The 21,477-nt window shown below is 43.1% G+C and carries 16 protein-coding genes and 1 pseudogene; 12 read left to right on the top strand and 5 right to left on the bottom strand.

The window, feature by feature from the left end; translation table 11 throughout:
- The first annotated feature begins 6 nt into the window (after positions 1-6).
- The 5 genes from WH43_RS11025 (at position 7) to WH43_RS11005 (ending at position 5,522) form a co-directional block, all read left to right on the top strand.
- Positions 7-1,188, top strand: coding sequence for an outer membrane beta-barrel protein (locus tag WH43_RS11025; RefSeq protein ID WP_053424648.1), 1,182 nt, complete (start codon positions 7-9; stop codon positions 1,186-1,188).
- Positions 1,189-1,281: 93 nt separating this feature from the next.
- Positions 1,282-1,809: a polysaccharide biosynthesis/export family protein gene (locus WH43_RS11020; protein WP_053424647.1), complete on the top strand. Its 528-nt coding sequence runs from the start codon at positions 1,282-1,284 to the stop codon at positions 1,807-1,809.
- Positions 1,810-1,811: 2 nt separating this feature from the next.
- Positions 1,812-4,004 (top strand): GumC family protein, encoded by a 2,193-nt coding sequence (locus tag WH43_RS11015; protein ID WP_286049674.1) that lies wholly within the window; start codon positions 1,812-1,814, stop codon positions 4,002-4,004.
- A 32-nt stretch (positions 4,005-4,036) separates the two neighbouring features.
- Positions 4,037-4,765 carry a tyrosine-protein phosphatase gene (locus WH43_RS11010; RefSeq protein WP_053424646.1) on the top strand — a complete coding sequence of 243 codons (729 nt, stop codon included), beginning with the start codon at positions 4,037-4,039 and terminating at the stop codon, positions 4,763-4,765.
- 205 nt (positions 4,766-4,970) lie between these two features.
- Entirely contained in the window at positions 4,971-5,522 is a 552-nt protein-coding gene (locus WH43_RS11005) for a hypothetical protein (protein ID WP_152342830.1), read from the top strand.
- Positions 5,523-5,713: 191 nt separating this feature from the next.
- Here WH43_RS11005 and WH43_RS11000 read toward each other — a convergent pair whose 3' ends face one another.
- From WH43_RS11000 to galU, 5 genes are all read right to left on the bottom strand, one after another.
- Entirely contained in the window at positions 5,714-6,766 is a 1,053-nt protein-coding gene (locus tag WH43_RS11000) for a hypothetical protein (RefSeq protein WP_152342829.1), read from the bottom strand.
- 118 nt (positions 6,767-6,884) lie between these two features.
- The gene (locus tag WH43_RS10995) at positions 6,885-7,952 is read right to left on the bottom strand and encodes a glycosyltransferase (RefSeq protein ID WP_053424643.1); all 1,068 of its coding nucleotides are present in this window, start codon (positions 7,950-7,952) and stop codon (positions 6,885-6,887) included.
- Positions 7,953-9,127: 1,175 nt separating this feature from the next.
- Positions 9,128-9,832, bottom strand: coding sequence for a WecB/TagA/CpsF family glycosyltransferase (locus WH43_RS10985; protein WP_053424641.1), 705 nt, complete (start codon positions 9,830-9,832; stop codon positions 9,128-9,130).
- Positions 9,833-9,849: 17 nt separating this feature from the next.
- Positions 9,850-11,211 (bottom strand): UDP-glucose dehydrogenase family protein, encoded by a 1,362-nt coding sequence (locus tag WH43_RS10980; protein ID WP_053424640.1) that lies wholly within the window; start codon positions 11,209-11,211, stop codon positions 9,850-9,852.
- A 108-nt stretch (positions 11,212-11,319) separates the two neighbouring features.
- Positions 11,320-12,252 (bottom strand): UTP--glucose-1-phosphate uridylyltransferase GalU, encoded by a 933-nt coding sequence (galU, locus tag WH43_RS10975; protein ID WP_053424639.1) that lies wholly within the window; start codon positions 12,250-12,252, stop codon positions 11,320-11,322.
- Between the two features lie 603 nt (positions 12,253-12,855).
- On the opposite strand from galU, the gene WH43_RS10970 reads away from it, so the two are divergent.
- From WH43_RS10970 to WH43_RS10945, 7 genes and pseudogenes are all read left to right on the top strand, one after another.
- Complete coding sequence (locus WH43_RS10970; protein ID WP_082335751.1) at positions 12,856-13,446, top strand: transglutaminase-like cysteine peptidase; 591 nt, start codon at positions 12,856-12,858, stop codon at positions 13,444-13,446.
- Positions 13,447-13,513: 67 nt separating this feature from the next.
- Positions 13,514-13,735: a LapD/MoxY N-terminal periplasmic domain-containing protein gene (locus tag WH43_RS19825; RefSeq protein WP_082335750.1), complete on the top strand. Its 222-nt coding sequence runs from the start codon at positions 13,514-13,516 to the stop codon at positions 13,733-13,735.
- The gene (locus tag WH43_RS10965; RefSeq protein ID WP_053424638.1) at positions 13,714-15,540 is read left to right on the top strand and encodes a bifunctional diguanylate cyclase/phosphodiesterase; all 1,827 of its coding nucleotides are present in this window, start codon (positions 13,714-13,716) and stop codon (positions 15,538-15,540) included. The genes WH43_RS19825 and WH43_RS10965 overlap by 22 nt, the downstream gene beginning before the upstream one ends.
- An 18-nt stretch (positions 15,541-15,558) precedes the next feature.
- The gene (locus tag WH43_RS20675) at positions 15,559-16,089 is read left to right on the top strand and encodes a hypothetical protein (RefSeq protein ID WP_053424637.1); all 531 of its coding nucleotides are present in this window, start codon (positions 15,559-15,561) and stop codon (positions 16,087-16,089) included.
- A gap of 224 nt (positions 16,090-16,313) precedes the next feature.
- A complete protein-coding gene (locus WH43_RS10955) occupies positions 16,314-17,660 on the top strand; it encodes an O-antigen ligase family protein (RefSeq protein WP_053424636.1) in 1,347 nt (448 codons plus the stop codon).
- Positions 17,661-17,732: 72 nt separating this feature from the next.
- A complete protein-coding gene (locus tag WH43_RS10950; protein ID WP_053424635.1) occupies positions 17,733-18,707 on the top strand; it encodes an ABC transporter substrate-binding protein in 975 nt (324 codons plus the stop codon).
- Positions 18,707-21,450: pseudogene (locus WH43_RS10945) on the top strand (diguanylate cyclase domain-containing protein); the annotation flags it as partial. The gene WH43_RS10950 and the pseudogene WH43_RS10945, both read left to right, overlap by 1 nt.
- Between the last annotated feature and the right edge of the window lie 27 nt (positions 21,451-21,477).

Here is a 21,477-nt window from a genome sequence, read left to right as displayed (position 1 = left end):
AACTTTATGAAATCCAAGTTAGCTGTTATGGTGGCATTGGCATGTGCCAGCTCGCAGGTGGTTGCTGTTGAACCTCAGTCTATTCAAACCTCGTCCGGCTTTGACATTACGCCTTTATTGACTACTGGTTTAAAACACGACGACAACGTCGCCAGCACCAGCGCCAATGAAATCGACAGCTGGATCATGACTGTAGTGCCTTCAGTCAAAGCCGTGTTGGACGATGGTGTCAGCAAAACTGAATTAACTGCAGCAGTGGCTAACGGTACTTATTTTGACAGCAGTGCTGACAACTTCACTGACACTTTTGTAGGTGGTCTGTTTGACACCCAACTGTCTGAACAAGGTAAATTTAATGCCAAAGCAGATTTTGTCTGGGGCCATGAAGACAGGGGTACTGGTATTACTGAAGGCCTGAGTAACGATCAGGATGAACCAACCCGCTTTAATAACCAGACAGTGTCTGGCTACTACGAATACGGCGCTAAAGCAGCCCCTGCCCGTGTGCGTTTTGGCGCTAAATACTTTAATAAAGAGTATATGAACCAACGTGAAGTCACCCAGTTCCGTGACTACGACTCAGTGTTAGGTGGCGTGAATTTTTACTACGACACCTTAAGTGGCGTATCTGCAGTATTGGAAAGCAGCGTCGAAGACACAGGTTACGATTTTGTTGACCCTACAGCGCCACGCGATAGCAAAGACACCAACGTGAAAGTGGGTGCCGAGTGGCAAATCAGTGCTTTAACTTCTGGTGAAGCTAAAGTTGGTTATCAGAAAAAGAATTTTGACGACAGCGCCCGCGAAGATTTCAGCGGTGTAGCCTGGACAGTCAATGCTAACTGGTCGCCTCTGACTTATAGCGTATTTAATATAGGCACTGGCCGTAAAGCCAAAGATCCATTGCAAGGCGGCGATTACATCAAAGAAACGACTTATGTCGCGGGCTGGAGCCATAACTGGAGCGAAACAGTTCAAACCAATCTGTCTTACAACAGAATGGAAGAAGACTACGTTGGCGTAACGCGTAAAGACGAAAACGACTCTTACACTGCCAGCATCAAATACGCTTTCCGTCGTTTTGTTGACGTGTCTTTATTTACTACTGTGACAGACAAAACTTCATCTGTGCAAGGTATTGAGTTTGACCGCAATATCACAGGTATAAGTTTCGACTTTTCGCTCTAAGTTGTTGTAAACAGGTCGCTGCAGCTCCATGCAGCGGTAAGTAAAATTTTTAGTTCGTATTAAATAGTGTTCACAAACTTTAGGCAAAACCTCATGCAACAACTCGTAGTGCTGTTTGTTGCCCTTTGTATCAGTTGGTCGTCCTGGGTGAAAGCCCAGGATGACGCTGGTTATTTATTAGGGCCAGGCGACAAAATTATTATTCAGGTGTATGGCGAAGAAGAGCTGAAAATAGAAACTCAGCTGACCGACAGCGGCAAAATAAACTACCCTTTCCTTGGCGAAATCATGGCCAAAGGTTTAACCATTAAGCAGCTGGAAAACCGTATTTATACCGGATTAAAGGGCGATTATTTTGTCGAGCCTAATGTATTTGTTGGCATGGTGGAATACAGACCATTTTTTATTAATGGCGAAGTTAAACAATCTGGCGGTTACCCTTATAAACCTGGTATGACAGTTAATCAGGCGATAGCTTTAGCCGGTGGCTTAACAGAGCGCGCCTCTAAAGAGAAAATCTTTATTTATCGCGAAGGCAATAAAAGTCAGGCTTTAAACGCTAACCTGAGCTCCAGAGTGAATGCTGGCGACACCATTACCATAGAACAGAGATTCTTTTAATTATGGCAGTAACGGATTTAATGGTAAGCCCTGCACCACAGCAGGATGTAATCGACTTACGTAAATACCTTAGTGTGATTAATATTCATAAATGGCGTATTTTTGGCCTGGCGATATTAGTCACCTTAATTACGGTGTTAGTGGTGTTAAATATCCGCTCACAATATTCGGCTACTGCCACTTTATTAATAGAATCCCAGCAAGCGAAAGCTGTGTCTATTGAAGAAGTGTATGGCATGAACTCCAGCCAACAGGAATACTATTTAACCCAGTTCGAAATTTTAAAATCCCGTTCTATTGCTCAAACCGTAGTAGAAAAAATGGATTTAACCAATCATCCGGACTTTGAAGTAAAACCAGGCTTAATGACGCGTTTACGCGATTTATTGCCGTTTTTGCCAACGCCGGAAAGTGAACTGACCGAAGCCGAACTGGCGCATAAAGCCCGCGAAGATTTAATTACTGAATTTCAAAGCCGTTTAACCATAAGCCCTATACGTAAAACTCAACTGGTGAACATCAGTTTTCAAACCTATAGCCCACAGTTGGCGGCTGATGTTGCCAATGCCATAGCTGATGCTTATATCGAAAGCCAGTTAGAGGCTAAGTTAGGCATTACCCAAAAAGCAGCAAGCTGGTTAGGTGGCCGTTTAGGCGAATTAAGAGCGCAATTGGACGATTCTGAAGCACGCTTACAAGCTTACCGTGAAAAAGAAGGTTTAATTGATGTTGAAGGCGTACGAGGCTTAGGTGCCAAAGAGCTGGAACGCTTATCTGAAGCTTTAACTGAAGCCCGCTCGCGTAAAGCCCAGGTGGATGGTTTTATGCGGGTCATTCAACAATATGGTACAGATAAAATTGAGCGGCTGGAAAGCTTGCCGGAAATCACCGCCCATAAAGGTGTGCAGGACGTAAAAGCCCAGCAGGTATTAACAGAGCGCCGGGTGTCTGAGCTATCAAAAATTTATGGTGCTAAACACCCTAAATTAATAGCAGCACAAAGCGAGCTGACCGCAGTACAGGACAACTTACGCAACCAGATTAAAAAGCTGATCGCTGGTATAGAAAACGAAGCCCAAACCATACAAGAAACGGTGAATTCGCTGGAAGCCGAAATAGCTAAAGCGAAAGACTTGTATCAGGACGTAAGCTTAAAAGAAACCACTTACCAGCGTTTAGAGCGTGAAGTAGAAACCAATAAACAACTGTTTGATACCTTTTTATCGCGCCAGAAAGAAACTGAAGTCACTAGCGACTTTAACTCAGCCATAGCCCGTTTTACCGACAGAGCTGTTGCCGCTACTGAGCCGGTAGCGCCTAAACGCAAGCTGATTGTGATTTTAGCTTTTGTGGCCACTTTAGGTTTTGGTGTGATGTTGGCTTTTGTGCTGGATGCACTTAACGACACCATTAAATCGCCGCAGGAAGTCGAAGGCTTATTAGCGCAACGTTCTTTAGGTTTTATTCCTTCTATACCCCATAAAAAGACAGTGGATTTACCTATCCATACCTTTTTCAGCGACCAGCATAAACAATATGCCGAGTCGGTGCGCAGTATACGCACCAGCTTAACTTTATTAGCGCTGGATCGCAGTTTAAAAACAATCGAAGTCACATCGTCCGTGCCAGGGGAAGGCAAATCGACAGTGGCAGCCAATATAGCTTTTGCTTTTGGTCAAATGGAAAAAGTATTGTTGATAGACGCCGATATGCGCCGCCCTACTCTGGCAAAGCGTTTTGGTTTACCGGCATATCAGCCGGGTTTAGCCAATATTATTGCCGGCCGTGAGCAAATAGACGATTGTTTAGTGGTAGATGAAGCTTCAGGTATTACTTTATTGGCCGCTGGTAATGTGCCACCGAACCCACTGGAATTATTAGCTTCAGATAAGTTTAATGAAGTCATAGCAGAGCTGGCGTTGCGCTTCGATCGCATTATTGTCGATACTCCACCGGTACAGGCCGTCAGCGACCCGTTGGTGATTGCCAAACAAATGGATGCCGTGGTTTATGTGGTATCAGCCGATCATACCAGAGGGGGCGCTGTACGCAGTGGTGTAGCTAAGTTGCTGCAGGCCGAAAACAACCTCTATGGTGTGGTACTGAACAAAGTAGATATGAAAAAAGTAGCTCAGGCTTATGGCGACTATGGCCAATATGGCTATTACCACTACTACAGCAGCAGCGAGAGTTAATACCATGCACAGCACTTTAAGGAAAAACAGCTGTGTATGACCTGCACTCACACTTAGTACCTGGTATAGACGACGGAGCTAAAACTATGGACGAGGCCCTTGCTCTGCTGCAGATAGCTGAGCAAGAAGGTATTAGCCATATGGTGATTACCCCTCATATTCATCCGGGCACTTTTGACAATACCAGCAGTATTATTCAGCAAGGTTTATTTGAACTGCGTGCTGCCAGTAAACAAGCTGGCCTGCATATTCAGTTAGCCGCAGCTGCTGAAGTACGTTTGTCTACTGAAATCCTCAACTGGGCAGAACAGGGTATGTTGCCATTTATCGGCAAGTATCAGGGCTTTGATGTGCTATTGCTGGAGTTTCCGCACAGCCACATTCCAGCTGGCGCCGACAAACTGGTGAAATGGCTGCTTAGTAAAAACATTTTGCCTATGATAGCCCACCCTGAGCGCAACAGAGATGTGCAAAGCGACCCTGCCAAATTAGCGCCTTTTATCAGGCTAAACTGTTTATTTCAGCTGACTGCCAGCTCTGTATTAGGCGATATGGGCGAGCGCAGCACCGCGCTTGCTGAGCAGTTATTAAAGCAAAAGTTATTTCATGTCATGGCAACCGACAGTCATAACTTATTACGCCGCCCGCCTAAATTAAAGCAAGCAGCACAATATGTGAGCGAACTGGTGAGCCCTGACTATGCTGAACTTTTAGTGCTACAGATGCCAAAACAAATCAGTGAGGTATTGTTTGCCAGTTAACATCAGCAGATCACTGAGTCTTAAAAGCAAAAGCTCAGATAAAACCAGCTTAAAACCTGCATCATTAAAAACTAAAGGCCTGGCCTTGGTGTTACTGCTTTGCAGCTGCTGGCTAATGACTTATATAGCGCCTTTAGGCTTGGCGAGCACTTATTATTTTAAAGCCGACTATTACCTCAGTTTATGGCAACGTAAACCTCAAACGTTGGATCAGGACAGCTGGCAGGAAGCAGCCAGTGCCATAGAAAGAGCTATAGAGCTTCATCCTAAGCATCCACATTATCTGCTAACCCTTGCCAAAATTAATGAATGGGCCTGGTATAAAGGCTTAAAAACAGCCGACCAAATTTTGGTCAATGACCAGCTTTATAAACTTGCTATTGAACTAAGACCAAACTGGCCTAATGCTTATGCAGATTATGCTTATTATCTGGGTATAGTTAATTTTAGGGTAAGCGAAGCTTTTACGGAATTGGCTAAAGCCAGACAATATGGACCTTATACCAGTGAAGTGTTTCAACGTACTTTACTTATTGCAGCTACCCATTGGGCATTATTAAATGGCGAACAAAAAGCACTGGCTTTCCAAGCCTTGGCGCCGCTGGTTAAAAACTCAAGAAGCAGTTATAATCAAGCGCTGCAAATAGGCACCGATTATAAATTAAGCCGTCATTTTTGTATCTATTTACAACTGAAGAAAACTGAATTTAAGCCTGATACTAATAAGCGTATCGCTAAAGATTTTTGCCTGCTTTAGCTATGTTTTAGATAAAAGTTTTAAGCCATATCTCAGCAAAACATCAAGCCTTACCTAAAGTTAGGGTTAAGGCAATGCTGCATCAAAGCGGGAAAGCCAGTATACCGGTAATATTTTTTAATACGAACAAAACAACTCAATCAATATATTAGCTGAAACACCTGTTAGTAAGCATGCACACACAAGTAAGGCTAACGCAAATCATAAGAATCTTTCGTTCTATAGACATTTATAAAAACAACTGACGCTAACGCAACATATACACTATTGAACGATGATACCGAAAGCGCTGACATGGAAACTGCCAATATAAATGCAAGCGTAACTCGAGAGCTGAACCCAAAAAACTTAAGAAGGTACCAGTAAAATGATATAATAAATGAAAGACCTAAAAATCCATGATCGAAAACAGCTCGTAAAAAATAAGAGTGGAAAATTACTGAGTAACAATCTCCGTTTTCTTTATAGCTAAAAAGCTTTTCATAAAAAAATAAAGCTTTACACACATCAGAAGACAAAGGAGTAAGTCTATCTGAGCCGAAAAGAAAATCTGAAAAACCCCAGTTATAGACTTCATTTAAAAACAAATTAAAAAACCAAACTCGATCAATATCATCTAAGCTTCCTCCACCTAAACGTGCAATAAATACATTAAAAACTACCAGCAAAATGAGTGGAAAAAATACTAGAGATATGACAAATTTCAAATCGAATTTTTTAAAATATATAAATGCTAGAACAACACAGTTTGCTAGCAAAGCAGACCGAGAACCAGAGATAAATACAAGAATAAAAACAGCTAACGTAAAATAGTTAAATTTCGGTGCATTAAATACCGAAAAAAGCAACACCATCAATACAAAGAACATTAATTCAAAGTTGTTCTCATCAAAGACCCCTGGGCGAGAACCCATCCGCTCAGTAAAATCAAAAACAAGAGAATAAGAGTATTTAAAAATAAAACATAATAGCATTACCCAAACGAATACATATAATGCACGAACTTCAAAAATTCTTTTTTCAAAACATGATGCAACTATACAGACATAAATAAACGCTTTGTACGCTTGTAAAAAATCTAATGGATGAGTGTCTGTAAAATAAAATGAATAGAAGAAAGAACACACTACATATGATAGAGACAAAACAAAAAAAATCAGAAGCCGCCGATCAACACCCCGAAGAAAACACAAAGTACCTATAAAAAAAATCATGACATCAAAAATCTGTGTAGCTGGTAACACATTATATGAGTACGGTGAAAAAACTCCGACTAAGACCAAAAAAAAAAGACGTTAAATAAAATATCTTAAATTTTATATTGACATCTGAAAGCTGACTAAAGGTTCTAAGAAGCACAATCTACTCTCCAGAAATCAAGTCTTTATACTGTTTATACATTACATCCAATGAGTATCTTTTCGCCTTCTCTAAAGAATAATTGGAATATTTTTTCAAATTAAAATTGCCTTCTGACAAGTCTGAAAACACTAAACGCCAGTTGTCGATATTATTGTTTCCGATTAAAATACCTGATTCTCCAACTATTTCTTTCATAGCAGGTATATCACTAGCAATAACAGGTAAACCAATTGCCATTGCTTCCACAACAGAAAATCCAAAAGCCTCCCAAGAGGAAGGAAATACAAATACATCTCCGTTAGAGAGAAAACTGTACACTTTATCCGGCGGTAATTCACCTAGTAAAGCTACCTGACCACCAAGTTTCATATCTCGAATATAGCCTTCAAACTCTTCTCTAAGCTCGCCATCACCAGCGATGTACAATGATAGATTAGGAAAATCTTTAATAGCGTCAATCAATATTTTCTGATTTTTTTGAGGATGCAAACGTCCAGTTGTAACAAGAGTCACTTTATCAGGCTTCTTTATCCACTCAAACTCTTTAGCGCTGTAACCTGTAGGAGTATCTATGCCATTTAAGACAAGATTAAGTTTTTTTCTATAACGCTGAGGGTAATTACTAAAACTATCTACAACTGCTTGTGATACACAAATCATCTCGTTATATAGCCCCAAATACCCAATAACCTTATCGAAAAATCTAGCGGCTCTTGGATAAGACTCAACAGGGTTACGATGAGAGATAACTATCTTACTAGCTCCAGCTAAACGCCCAATGACTCCACCAATGATGTTCGCATAATGTGTAAAACAGACTAGTTTTGCACCTTTATTTTTAGATATAAATTGAAATAATCTAAAAAATATTTTTATATAATCAAATATACCTTTTGGTTGATGGTCTAGCATACAAACTACGTTTGGGATATTTGAATACACGTCTCTTTTTTTGTATAGGAATACAGCTTTCGAATCAAATCCATCTAACATGAATCGTTTATGCAATCGAATCATTGCTCCTTGAGCTCCAGCGGCTTCCATCTGCGTAATTATACTTATAATCATTATTTCACCATTATCCTTTTTTGCGAAAACCCAAAAGAAACAACACCTCAAAGATCATTAGAACGATAGTCATAAAGAACGAGTTTAGGTTCAAAAGACCAACTAGTGTCAGTGACAAGGCACAAAAAACACTGTTGGGGATAGCAATTTTATTAATCTGGGTAAATTGCCCCAAAGATTGCGCGCGAATTATACACCATGACTTTAAGTATCTAAAAAACGAAACCAAAATCATTATAAGAAAAACATTAATTACTAAGCCTCTGTCATAAGAGTCACTTATTTCGTTTAGGAAAAAGTATGCCAAGATAGAAACAAAAAATATATTTAATATCAAAGCAGAGGTGTTAACCATAAGAAATCTTTTGAAAAGATAAGTATGTTTACTCGAATCACGACTTAAATGCGCTCTATATATTTGATTCAATGTCATCGTAACTAAAGTTAAGGGCCTGAGAAACATAAACGCTAACGAATAGTTCGAATACACGAGCGTTCCGTAGAAAAAAACGATAGCAAAGTTGTATCCGTTATTTATTACTTCCATAAAAAAACTAGAAACAAACGAATGACCACACCTCTCTTTTGCAATAACAAGAAATCTAAGCAATCCGACTTTACTCATTCCTAAATAGAATCGATCGTTATAAAAACACGTAAACAATGAAACGATGGATGACACCAAATACAGATATATAAAATCTATAAAAAAACTAAACTTAAATAATAAAACCAGAGGAACGGACAGTAAACATAGCAAAGAAAAAACAAGATCAGGAAAATAAGACCAAAATATATTCATTCTCGATATATTCAAGCTTTTATAATAATTTCTTATCTGCGTAAAACATCCAGAAAAGGATAGAATTAGAGAAATATTAAAATCTGTGAATACACAATAAAATAAAAATTGAGCAATAAAAAATAGAACTAAAGCGAACAGTAGAGCCAGTCTTACATATACCTCTGAACTAGCATTGGCTCTTTGAAATTCTCTTACAAACGGGTTCACAAATGCCGCAGTTAGTAAAGACTGAGCCACAGCATTAGTAACAACAAAAATTGAAAAGAGGCCAAATGCTTCCTGTCCATACAAATAAGCAACAGCCATTGAACATATCAAAGTCGTAGCGGCCAAACTTGCATTTGAAAAAAAAGGAAAAAGTGTCATTAGTCTAGTAGACTTCAATTTGTATTTTACCTATAGCTTTCATACAGATTATTTTGACAAGATTAACAGGGTAATTTATTAAATAGCGCTTAATTGTATGAGGTTCTTTGTACATCCTATATAAAAATCTCATATTCATTTTATCAATAATAGGTGGGTAATATTCCTTCTTACTTGTTGCTTCCTGCCTTATGAAACCTCCACAAGTAAAAATAGCTACATCGTTTATCTGTTTGCTGATCATTGACAAAACGGCCTCCTGCTTACCAGCTCCAAGGCCTAAAATTACTATTTTTGCACCCGACGCCCTTATAGATTCGATTACGAAGTCAATTTCATTTAAATTAAAAAAACCATTTACATAACCGGCTAAAGTGATGTTACTGTAAGTATTTTTTAATTTCGTAGCGAACATATCTACTTGCTCAGTTGTGGCTCCAACTAAGAATACAGGGTAACCTTTTTCAGCTGAGAATTGAAAAACCACGGGAGCTATAGATGTATTATCAAAACTTAGCCTAGAAACATTAGTTCTGGTTAACAATGATATTAACCCAGCCATTAACATACCATCACAACAATACACAACATCATCTAACGATTCATCAATAAAATATGAAGATAACGATGCAAAGTTTATAAATGACAATTGAGGTAAGTCTTTCATCATTGAATCAGAAAAATTTGATAGAACTCTCAATGTTCGCATTAAAATAAACCTCTTGATTACTGAATCGACTGCCCTATCGAATAATATTTTATGTTACTTTTCTTCATTGCACGTACATCATATAGATTCCGACCATCGAAAATCACATTTTCTAAAAGGTTACTTGATATAATACTATGATCTATTGCCTTGAATGTTTTCCATTCAGTACAAATTACAAGCGCATCACTATTTTTAATTGCGGACTCTTTCGTACCACATAGGAATAGATCAGATCTACTACCGTATATCCGCTGCGTCTCTTCCATAGCCTCAGGATCATAAGCCTGCACTTTAGCACCGGCATCCCAAAGTTGCTCCATCAAAACACGGCTTGGCGCTTCACGCATATCGTCGGTATTAGGTTTAAATGCCAGGCCCCAAAGTGCAAAAATTTTGCCTTTCAGAATATCTTTGGTTTCGCCCTTTTCAGCTTTATCCCATACACCGTAATGCTTGCAGATCATTTCAAAGAGTTTGTGTTTTTGACGATAGTTTACGGCTTCTACTGCATCGAGAATTTCAGGTGTATAGCCAAACTGGCGGGCAGTTTGTGCCAATGCCTGCACGTCTTTCGGAAAGCAGCTGCCGCCGTAGCCACAGCCGGCATAAATAAAGTGGTAACCAATGCGGGGGTCTGAACCTATACCTTTGCGCACGTTTTCAATATCAGCCCCTACCCGCTCGGCTATATTTGCCATTTCGTTCATAAAGCTGATTTTGGTAGCTAACATGCAGTTGGCGGCGTATTTGGTCAGCTCACTACTGCGCACATCCATCACAATGATTTTTTCATGATTGCGGTTAAAAGGTGCATACACCTCACGCATTATGTCTTCGGCAAACTTAGAACTGGTGCCTATAACAATGCGGTCTGGTCGCATAAAGTCGGCGACAGCTGCGCCTTCTTTTAAAAACTCGGGGTTGGATACCACGTCAAATTCGGCTGCAAAATCACGCTCAGTAAGTACCTGCTGAATAACAGCAGTGACTTTGTCGGCCGTGCCTACTGGTACTGTGCTTTTGTTTACTACCACTTTATAACTTTGCATTAGCTGGCCTATGGTTTTGCCCACAGCCATTACATATTGCAAATCGGCAGAGCCGTCTTCGTCTGGTGGTGTGCCTACAGCGATGTAAATAACCTCGGCATGTTGCACTGCTTCTTCAGCACTGGTGGTAAAACGCAGGTTGCCCTGGCTAACGTTGGTTTTTACCACGCTTTCCAGGCCGGGTTCGTAAATGGGAATAATGCCTTGTTTTAAGCCGTCAATTTTTGCCTGATTTACATCTGCACATATTACGTCGTGGCCTACATCAGCCAAACAAGCACCGGTTACCAGGCCAACATAGCCTGTACCAAAAATACTAATCTTCATTCCCTTTCCCTTTGTGACGTATGACGGTTTTTAGCTACCATCCTTTTTTAATGCTTTGCGGGCGGGGATAAAGCCCGTCCCAACAATTTACATGGCCGTAAAATCAGATCAGGCAATTAAACTAAGTGGAGTGCCTGTTGTCATTTTTTTCAATAATGCCGCAAAATCAGCACCTAGTTTAGGATCTTTTAAGGCGTAATCTACTATAGCTTCTAAATAACCCAGTTTGCTGCCGCAGTCGTGGCTGCGCCCTACAATACGGTAAGCTTCCATGGCTTCTTCGGTAAGCAGTTGCGCTAAAGCGTCGGTTAACTGTATTTCGTCGCCAGCACCAGGTTGGGTAAAACTCAGAATTTCCATCACTGTAGGTGACAATACATAACGGCCTGTAATGGCCATATTAGAAGGAGCGTCGTCTGCGTCTGGCTTTTCAACCATAGCTTTCAGGCTAACCGAATGCCCCGCCTCTATTGGCTGGCCAGCTAAATCGACAATACCGTAACTGCTGACTAAGTCGCGTGGTACAGCTTCTACCATAACCTGACTGGCACCTGTTTGCTCGTAGCGGTCGATCATGGCTTTGAGGTTGTCTTGTCGTAAGTTGCTGCGGTATTTATCTATTAATACGTCGGGCAATAACACCGCAAACGGCTCGTTTCCTACCACTGGAGCAGCGCATAAAATGGCATGGCCCAAGCCTAATGCGACAGGCTGGCGCACTGAAATTACGGTCAGGTTTTTAGGGTTGATGCTGCGCACTTCGTCCAGCAAGGAACGTTTCACTCGTTTTTCTAACTGGGTTTCCAGTTCAAATGAGGTGTCAAAGTGGTTTTCAATCGAATTTTTACTGCTGTGGCTTACCAAAATAACTTCAGTAATTCCTGCTGCGGCAGCTTCTTCAATCACATACTGGATAAGAGGTTTGTCGACCACAGGCAGCATTTCTTTTGGAATAGCTTTGGTTGCGGGTAACATGCGGGTGCCCAGGCCTGCTACAGGTATAACGGCTCTGGTTACTTTACGGTTGTCAGGAGCTTGCATATAAAATTCCCTCTTGTTACTGATGCAGAGTGCTTCTATAGTTCACTCGCGCAAAAAAGTTATACAGAATTCAACGACGCAACGAACTCACTACTTTTGCTCAACAACTCAGCAAAGGCTGTTCCCTGCCTTTAATGCTTAGTCCTCACCGGACAAAACGTTTTTTACTTTAACCCTGCTCTATGACAGAAAAGTGAAAAAACGCGCAGCACTATATAACAAAGTGGCATGGTTTACAAAGCAAAGCATATCTCATGCCACTAAAAAGTATTAAATTTGATAGTTTAAATTTGATAAATTCGATAAATTTGCGAAATATGGTTACATTTTTCGTAATTAGCTGCAGCACTCAAGGCCAAATTGGTGCATAATCGCCCTAAACTAATGCACGAGCTCTGGTTGTGGATGATTGATGCTGCTGCACCTTGGCAAGTCAGGCAGAAAGTGGCAAATTAATCTATCTTTTTCAGCCAAATCTGATTCACTTAATACAAAGTTTCTATTGAACACGCAGCAGATACGGGTTAGATAGGCTCTTATGTCATGGAAGGTGCCTGATTAAATGCTAATGTCAGTTGCACATCAGGTTGTGCAGGGAGGTTTATGCTACGCAAATATACTGTTGTAGCACTGCTGGCTCTTTCTATATCTGTCTTTAGCAATGCCAGCTATGTGCTGCCTGTGTTTAAGCCGGAGATGCTGCAGACTATTCGATCTCAGTACGGTGATGCAGCTCTGGCAAGAGTCGAGCTGTGGCGCGATTTACTTGAGGAAGGTAAATCGGAATCAGACTGGGTGCGGGTTAATAAAGTAAACAAATTTTTTAATGATCAGATGCGTTATGAGTCTGATCAAAAGCATTGGGGCCAGACAGATTATTGGGCTACCCCACTTGAATCGCTTGGCACAGCGGCCGGTGACTGTGAAGACTTTGCAATAGCAAAATATGTGTCACTGCGGGCAATGGGTATACCTGATAGCAAGTTGCGGATTATGTATGTCAGGGCAATGTCAGTAAATGAGCCTCATATGGTACTCATTTACATGGAAACTGAAGACGCTGTGCCTTTGGTTCTGGACAATTTGATCAAAAAAGTTCAGCCTGCCACCCGCAGACCGGATTTGAAACCTATTTATGGTTTTAATGCTGAAGGGTTATGGCTTGCAAAAGCACAAGGCTGGGCCGGAAAGTAGAAGGCAAAACAGGCGGTTCGAACTGGCAGGATTTGCTAAACAGAATTGAAAAGGGAATGTAACTGTTATGGCGCATAAATGGTGGAGAAAACTCCCGGGTATTTCGTTAAGGACACAACTGCACTTATTAATAGTGCTGGTGGCTTTATTTACCTTCTCGTTTAGTTTGTACATTTCTGTACAAAGCACACAAAATTATCTGAACACTCAGATGAAATCTCACGCTCAGGACGCGGCAACCAGTTTAGGCTTGTCGATGTCGCTTATATGGACGACCCCGACCTGGTGATAGCCCAGACCATGGTCAGCGCTATTTTTGACTCAGGTTATTACGCCGAACTGGAATTTAAAACCGCGAAAGGCGAAGTAAAAATTAAGCGGCAAAATCCTATCGAATACGACGAAGTCCCTCAATGGTTTGTCCGGCTTTTTCCTTTGTCACCGCCTTTCCAAAGCAGCGAAGTGAATAACGGCTGGATGGTAGCCGGTGTGTTATCTATTCAGTCTAATCCTGGTATCGCCTATAAAACACTGTGGCAACAAGCACGACAAAGCTTTTATAGCATTGCGGTAATCACCTTATTCAGTGCGCTTTTTATTCAACTGATTGTTTATGCCGTGCTCAAACCTCTGCGCCGCATTGAGGTGCAGGCGCAGGAAGTTGGCAAAAAGAACTTTTTGCAACAAGACAAGCTGCCCTTTACTACGGATCTGCGTTCTGTGGTCAAAGCCATGAATACAATGGTGGCTAATATTCAGCGTAGTTTTAAGTCGCTTAGCCTGCAGGCCGACGAGCTGAAGGTCAAAGTATTCACAGATATGCTGACCGGCCTTGGCAACAGACGTTTGCTGGAACAACGTTTCGCCGCCGAAAAAACTGAGCAAAAAGCGCATGACTTACGTTTGCATATTGGCATGATGAGTTTGCATTCGCTGACGGAAGTGCATCAGCGTCAGGGCTTTGAAGCTGCTGACCAGTATATTTTGCTGGCGGTAAAAGAATTTAAAGAAATGCTCGAAGCAATGACTAATAACCAGTTGTTCCGTTTAAGTGGCAGTGATTTTATCTTTTTAAGTCATTTAGGTGCTGACGAACTGGAACAACAAGTACAGCAATTAAGCACCAAACTGAAGCTGCTGGACAGCGTGTTTTATCCTAAAGGTTTTGCTTCAGTAGCTCTGATGGAAGTGGAGCCTGAGGATAACCTGCATCACTGCCTTTCCAGCTTAGACAGCGCTATTATTCAGCGCGCCCAGCAGCCAGACTTACCTGTGATGGTTAAAGATGAAAGCATGCTGATTAAGCCAGAAGGCAGAATGGCCTGGCATGCGGTGATCAAGGATCTGATCCAGAATCAAAATTTTGAGTTGTGGGCTCAGCCTGTCATTAATGCTGACAAGTCTGTTGAGTATATTGAAACTTTCGTACGCTTTTATTACCTGCATTCGCAACTGTCTACTGCTGAAACTTACGCTATGGCTGAGCAGCAAGGATTGTCGTTGCAACTGGATCAGCAGGTTATTCATTTCATTCTGCAGCAAGTGCAGAATGAACCTGACCACACCTACGCTATTAATTTATCGTTGGGTGCGGTTAGTTCAGCAACATTTTTGCAGTGGCTTGAAAAAGAACTGCAATTATTAGCTGGTAAAGTTCGTCTGGTGTTTGAGGTGTCTGAGTACTCTATTTTGCGAGCGCCAGAAGAAACCAAAGCACTGATGAATGTGATTAAACAAAATAGATACAAAGTTTGTATCGAGCGTTTTGGCTCAAGTATGGCCACTTTCAAGTACTTACAAGGTTTGAATGTCGACTACGTAAAAATTGACGGTGCTTACGTGAGCGTACTCAATGACGCGGACAACCAGTTCTTTATCAAGACCTTATGCCAGATCAGTCACGGTATAGGAATTAAAGTGCTGGCGCCGCACATTGAATGTGAGCAAACAATGGACAGTTGTTTTGCTGCTGGAGTAAACGCGGTTCAGGGCAACTGGTTGCTTGCACCACAGAAAGTTAATGCACAAGTGAAAAAATCTGTCTTGACACAACCGTTCATTAACCTAGAATTGGTGCATTCGCCCAGAAATTAATCAAAAAGGATGTTAAATATGAAAAAAATGAACACTCTTGCTGCAGCGGTGTTTGCTGCTACGCTGTTCAGCACTGCTGCAATGGCACAAGATACTTCAGCTGTTGATGCTGCAGTTGCTCAATACCCAACGCTGGTTGCTCAGTATCAGGCTCAGGGTATGTCTGCTGCTGAAGCAGAAGCTGCTGCTTCACAAACTGTTGAAGCTAACCTGCAAGCTTTAATTGCTGCTGCTCCGGATGCTGAAACTAAAGAAGCTTTAGTTGCTGCTGCTCTGGCTGCTGCTGCAACTATCGGTGAATCAGCTGTATCTGCTGTAGCTTCTGCTGCTGCAGCTGCTGGTGTACCAGCTGATACTATCACTGCTATCGCTGCTGCAACGCCTGGCGTGAACGTTGCGACTGTTGCTGCAGCTACTGCTGCAGGTCCAGGTGCTGGCGCAGGTGCAGGCGCTGGTGCGGGTGCTGGTACAGGCACTGTTGGTGCTCCTGGTGGCGCTGGCTTCGGCGGCGGTTCAGGTGGCGGCGGCGGTACTGCTTCAGGCAACTAAGAGCTGTAACTGTTTAGTTATATATCCAAGTGACTTGAAGGTACGGCGAAGCGACAAGCCAGTGAGACCCCTGGAACATAGTTAGTCTATGTGACTGGGGCGAGATGGCTAAGTCAACAAAGCGGTAACTTCAAGGACGATGGATAGAAGAGGGCCGCAAGGCCCTTAGTATTTTATACCCTGATACATTTTGAGTATCGGTGCGATATGGAAAGCGCTCCCCGATGGCTACACGACAATATTTGTTTTCTCTGATCCGAGCCTTGTGTTGTTTCACCCTGGTCTGGTGCCCTATTCCTTTGGCAAGTAACAGACCCTGGGCATGGGCTATTCTTGAACTTATGATCCTTGTTATTTTCAGTCTACATTTAATTTCCGTCTATCGTGGCCGCTCTCCCTGGTTCGCTGGACTCTGGCAACAGCTCAGTCTTTTACCTTTTGTCGCTATACTGGCGGTGCTTGCTGCGCAGCTTTGGTCTCCGGTGTCTTGGTTAAGCACTGTGGACCCGAATCAAACAGAAATTCTTTGGGTTAAAACGCTGTGTTATGGCCTTTTTGCCTGGATGATCAGCAGCTATTTCCGTACAGACAGCCAGTTGAAGCTGCTGTGTTACATCATTGTCGCCAGTGGTGTATTTCAGGCAAGTTATGGCGCTATCCTGAATTTACAGGGTGCTGAAACCTCTCCAATTTTCGGTGTGCCTGAAGGCAACAGAGCCCGTGGCTCTTTTGTTTATCAGAACCATTTTGCCAACTATTTGGCAATGACGCTGGCTTTGGGCGTGGGCTTGTTAATGGCTGAATTATCCAGCCGTGCTATGCAGTGGAACTGGCGTAATATCAGCCGTACTGTGCTGGAATCTATGCTCAGCACTAAAATTTTGTTGCGTCTGGCTTTAGTGATCATGGTTATCGGCCTCATCTTAAGCCGCTCCCGTATGGGCAACGCTGCCTTTTTCACTGCCCTGCTGGCAATCTCTTTGTATGCCATCTGGTTTTACAAAAACAAACCTGCGCTGCTAAAACCTCTGGTGATCAGTATTTTTATACTGGATATGATTGCGGTAGGTTCTATTTTTGGTATTGAGAAACTGCAACAGCGTTACGAAGAAACGTCGTTTTCATCTGAAACCCGTGACGAAGTTGTGCAGGATAGTATACCTATAGTGGCTGATGCGCCCTGGTTTGGTCATGGCGGTGGCACTTTTTATACGGTGTTCCCTGGTTATCAACCTGGCCACTACTCAGCTTTTTATGATCATGCTCACAATGAATACCTGCAGTTTGCGATTGAACTGGGAGTTCCATTAACCGTCTTGCTTGGACTTTGGTTGTTGTGGATGCTGTGGCTGAATTTGCAAACCATGAGGCTAAGACAGAATAAACTCAGCAGAGGCATAGCTTTCGGCTGTTCCATTGCTATTGTTCATATGTTGATCCATAACCTGGTGGATTTCAATTTACAGGCACCTGCGAATGCGGTGCTCTTTATCACAGTGTTGTGTCTGAGCTGTATTGTATTTACGCGACAGGACAATAGAGGAATAAGTTCCACCCAGCCTGAAGCCTAAGGAACAAGGGATGTCTGTTTTTCGGCTGGATTTGATTTAGCAACCATTGAGTTGCAAGGATTGCACATTATTATGGGGAACTTGTTCGGGTTGTCACGTCGCCGTTTTTTACAACTGTGCGTGGCAAGCCCTTTGCTTTTGACTGCGGCTTCGGCCTGCGGCAGAAAAAAAGATTTTAGCCTTGGGGTGTATCAGCACCCTGGCCATGAAGCTTTTTATATCAGCGATCATTTCAATTTATTGCCCGATAACGTAATGCTGCGCAAAAGTCAGTCGGCAGAGGTGATTGTCAGTGCCATGCTCGCAGGTGAGCTGGATGCTGCCACTCTTGCACTGGATGAAGTGCTGACTTGTTTGGCTGCAGATATACCTTTGCAGGTGATCCTTATTCTTTCCCGCTCTTGTGGTGCAAATGTTTTGTTGTCCCGCCCCGAGCTAACCAGCGCAGCACAACTGAAAGGCAAAATCATAGCGCTGGAATCTCGCGCAGTGGCTGAGTTATTGCTCGAACACTATTTACAAAAATCCGGTTTGCAACGACAAGACATAGAAGTTGCTTATCTGCCTCAGCTCAAACAATTAATGGCATGGGAAAATGGCCAGATTGATGCGGCAATCAACACGCCTCCGGTTTCACATTACATCGAACGTACCGGTGCAAAACGGCTGTTTGATAGCAGTCAGTGCCCTGCCCTGATGTTCCAGGTGCTGGCCATCAGAACAGACAGGGTGAACCTGCTTAGTGATATTCCGGCCCTTTTACTCAATAGTTATTATCTGGGACTGGATCATCTGCGATTGTTTTCCGGTGACAGCATGCGACGCACGGCCTTGTGGCGTAATCTGACGTTAAGTGAGACGACAAATTACTTTGCCAGCGTGCAGTACCCTGGTTTGGCTCAGAGCATTGCTTTGCTGTCAGAGTCGGACGCGCTGCACAAGGCGATGCAACAGCTGCTCCACTTTATGCCAAAAGCAACACAACCCAAAACCTATAGCAGCGCTTTATTTGATACCGCAGCTTTACGTCAACTGGTATTGAACTGATGAAGACCCTGATCTTTGGCCTGTTGTTGCTGTCCTGGCTGGCTGCACCAGCATCTGCTTTAACGATCCGTTTTGCTGTTGTTACGCAAGATGCCCAACACAGCATGCAGCACTACGGTGCTCTGCAGCTTTTCCTGCAAGTCCAGCTGGCACCGGATCTAGTGCAACTCGTTGCTATCGACCCTGCTAACGCGGATTTAAACGATATCCAAAACAAAGCAGATTTTCTGTTAACGGACCCCTACCATTACGTTAAACTAAAAGCCAAAGGTGCGGTGCGAGCTCCGCTGCTAAGTCAGGTAACCTTGACCAAATCAGGTCAGTTTGATTTGGCCGGTGGTGTGATTTTTTGTCTGGCGTCGAATCCACTCTGTGATTTGAGCTTTATCTCTCAGGCGAAGATCGCAACTGGCGGTCCCTCTTCATTTTTTAGCTATGTTGCTCAGTTAAAAGAACTACAACAACTAGACATTCAGTTAGCTGCACATAAGCTCAGTGCAGCCAGGTCTGATCAGGCTGTAGTGGCCGAAGTAAAAAATAAACAGGTGGACATAGGTTTTGTCCGAACAGGCGTGCTGGAAACGCTGATCGAACAAGGCCAGCTGACCGCTAACGAAATAAAACTGCTGAACAAGCAGGAACTGGCTGAACTGCCGGTGCAAAGCTCCACCCGCCTTTATCCAGACTGGCCGGTAGTGATGATGCCCACTGTACAACCCGCCTTAGCAAGCCGCATGATGGCTGCGCTGCTGGCATGGGAAACACAAGCCAGAACTGACGGATCTTCAGAAGCTTTTGGTGCTGCAGCTGATTATCAGTCGATTGAATACACCTTGCGGGAGCTGTCTTTGCCGCCTTATCAGGCAGAAGGGAAAAGCAGTTATCTGCATAGCTGGACTGATCACAGAGCAACTCTGGCCTTTGTTGTGGCACTGCTGGTGTTGCTGCTGACGCTGTACATTGTCTCCAGACAGAAACAGGCCAGACAAAGCCTGGTCAACGACAAGTTGCAACAGTTGAACCAAAAGCTGATGTTGCACAAAACGCAGATGAGTACAGTGCTGAATAATACAGTGCATGTGCTGTTGTTTGGTTTAGATATGCAAGGCCGTATTGTGCATTTTAATGACAATGCGCTGAAGCTTCTGCAGATCACTACGGACAGCTTACAAGGACAGTTTTTGATTGATTGGTTGCCTGAACCTGAGCAGAAATCAGTAGTGCAAACAGCGATGCAACGCCTGCAGGATAAGCCTCAGGAGACTGTTGTGCTTAGCCTTAAGATACAGCTGGCCAGCGGCAAAGAGTTGTATCTGGATTCCGATTTATTCCGCTTGCCCGGAGCGTCTGCTGAAAGTCCTCACTTTGTATTGCTCTGCACTGACGTTAGCCGGCGTCACTGGATAGAAAAACGTCTGCAAAAGAGCTTTAAACGGCTGGATCAACTGATTGAGCGCAGCCCTTCTGTTATTTATGCCTTCGACCCTATCACAATGCGGCTGAATTATATCAGTCCAAACTGCTTTACGATGTACTTGAAAAGCTCCATGGAAATCATGCGGATGGCCAATTGGTGGAATTTATCTGTGCATCCGGATAACCAGCAATTGATTGCACAAAAGTTTATGGACTGGGTCAGCGCTGGTTACCCTGGAGTACTGAAATATAGCTGTACTTTGGAGCGTAATGTCGCTCATTCAGGACTTTATGCAGAGGATCCGCAGCTGAAACATCAGTTGATCTGCATTGAAAACCAGTTGTGTGCTTTGCGAGACGAGCAAGGCCATGTCACTGAGGTTATAGGCTCACAATTGGATATTTCAGAACGTCATCATGCACAAATGAAGCAGGAGCTGGCCGCCAGCGTATTTATTCAGGCCCGGGAAGGCATTTTTATCACAGATGCCAGTGGCACAATTCTGGATTTAAACCACTCCTTTTGCCGCATTACCGGCTATACCGAAACTGAGGCTTTAGGCCGCCATCTGGCACTTTTGGTGACTTCGCAGTCGGACAAAGAGTATGTCGAAGCCTTATGGCAGGAACTGAGCCGGGCAGGTTTCTGGGAAGGCGAAATACAAGGAAAACGCAAAACCGGTGAATCTATCGTGTTAGCGCTGACGATTTCCGTGGTGCGCGATGTGCAGCATCAGGCCGCGCATTATGTGGCTTTGTTTTCCGATATTACGGTGCAAAAAGCTCAGGAAGATAAGCTCCGTGTTATTGCCCATTTTGATGCGCTAACCGGCTTACCCAACCGTTTGTTGTTGAAAGATAGAATCGCGCAAAATATGGCACTCACCAAACGCAAAAAGAAACTAATGGCCGTTATTTTTATTGATATCGACGGTTTCAAAGAAGTGAATGACAGTTTGGGCCATGAAGCCGGTGATTGTTTGCTGGTTGAACTGGCCAACAGAATGCGTGGTTTGATGCGGGAGAACGATACACTCGCCAGATTGGGCGGGGATGAGTTATTGCTTTATTAACCGAATTACCCAGCGAAGCTGATTGTATTCCGCTGATTGAACGTTTGCTCCAGAGCGTCAGTCAACCCGTTGCACTGCAAAAACAGCAGGCTAAAGTCAGCGCCAGCATTGGTATCACCTTTTATCCGCAGAAAAAGCCCGTGGATGATGCCACGTTAATAAGACAAGCCGATATAGCGATGTACCAGGCTAAACACTCGGGCAAAAACCAGTACGCGATTTTCAGCAACTCGGACAAAGAACTCGTCAGTTAAAAATGGGATCAGCTCACATTGTTAACA

The sequence above is a fragment of the Rheinheimera sp. KL1 genome (genome assembly GCF_001275035.1).
GTDB classification, from domain to species: Bacteria; Pseudomonadota; Gammaproteobacteria; order Enterobacterales; family Alteromonadaceae; genus Pararheinheimera; species Pararheinheimera tangshanensis.
This window is presented reverse-complemented; position numbering and strand designations above follow the sequence as displayed.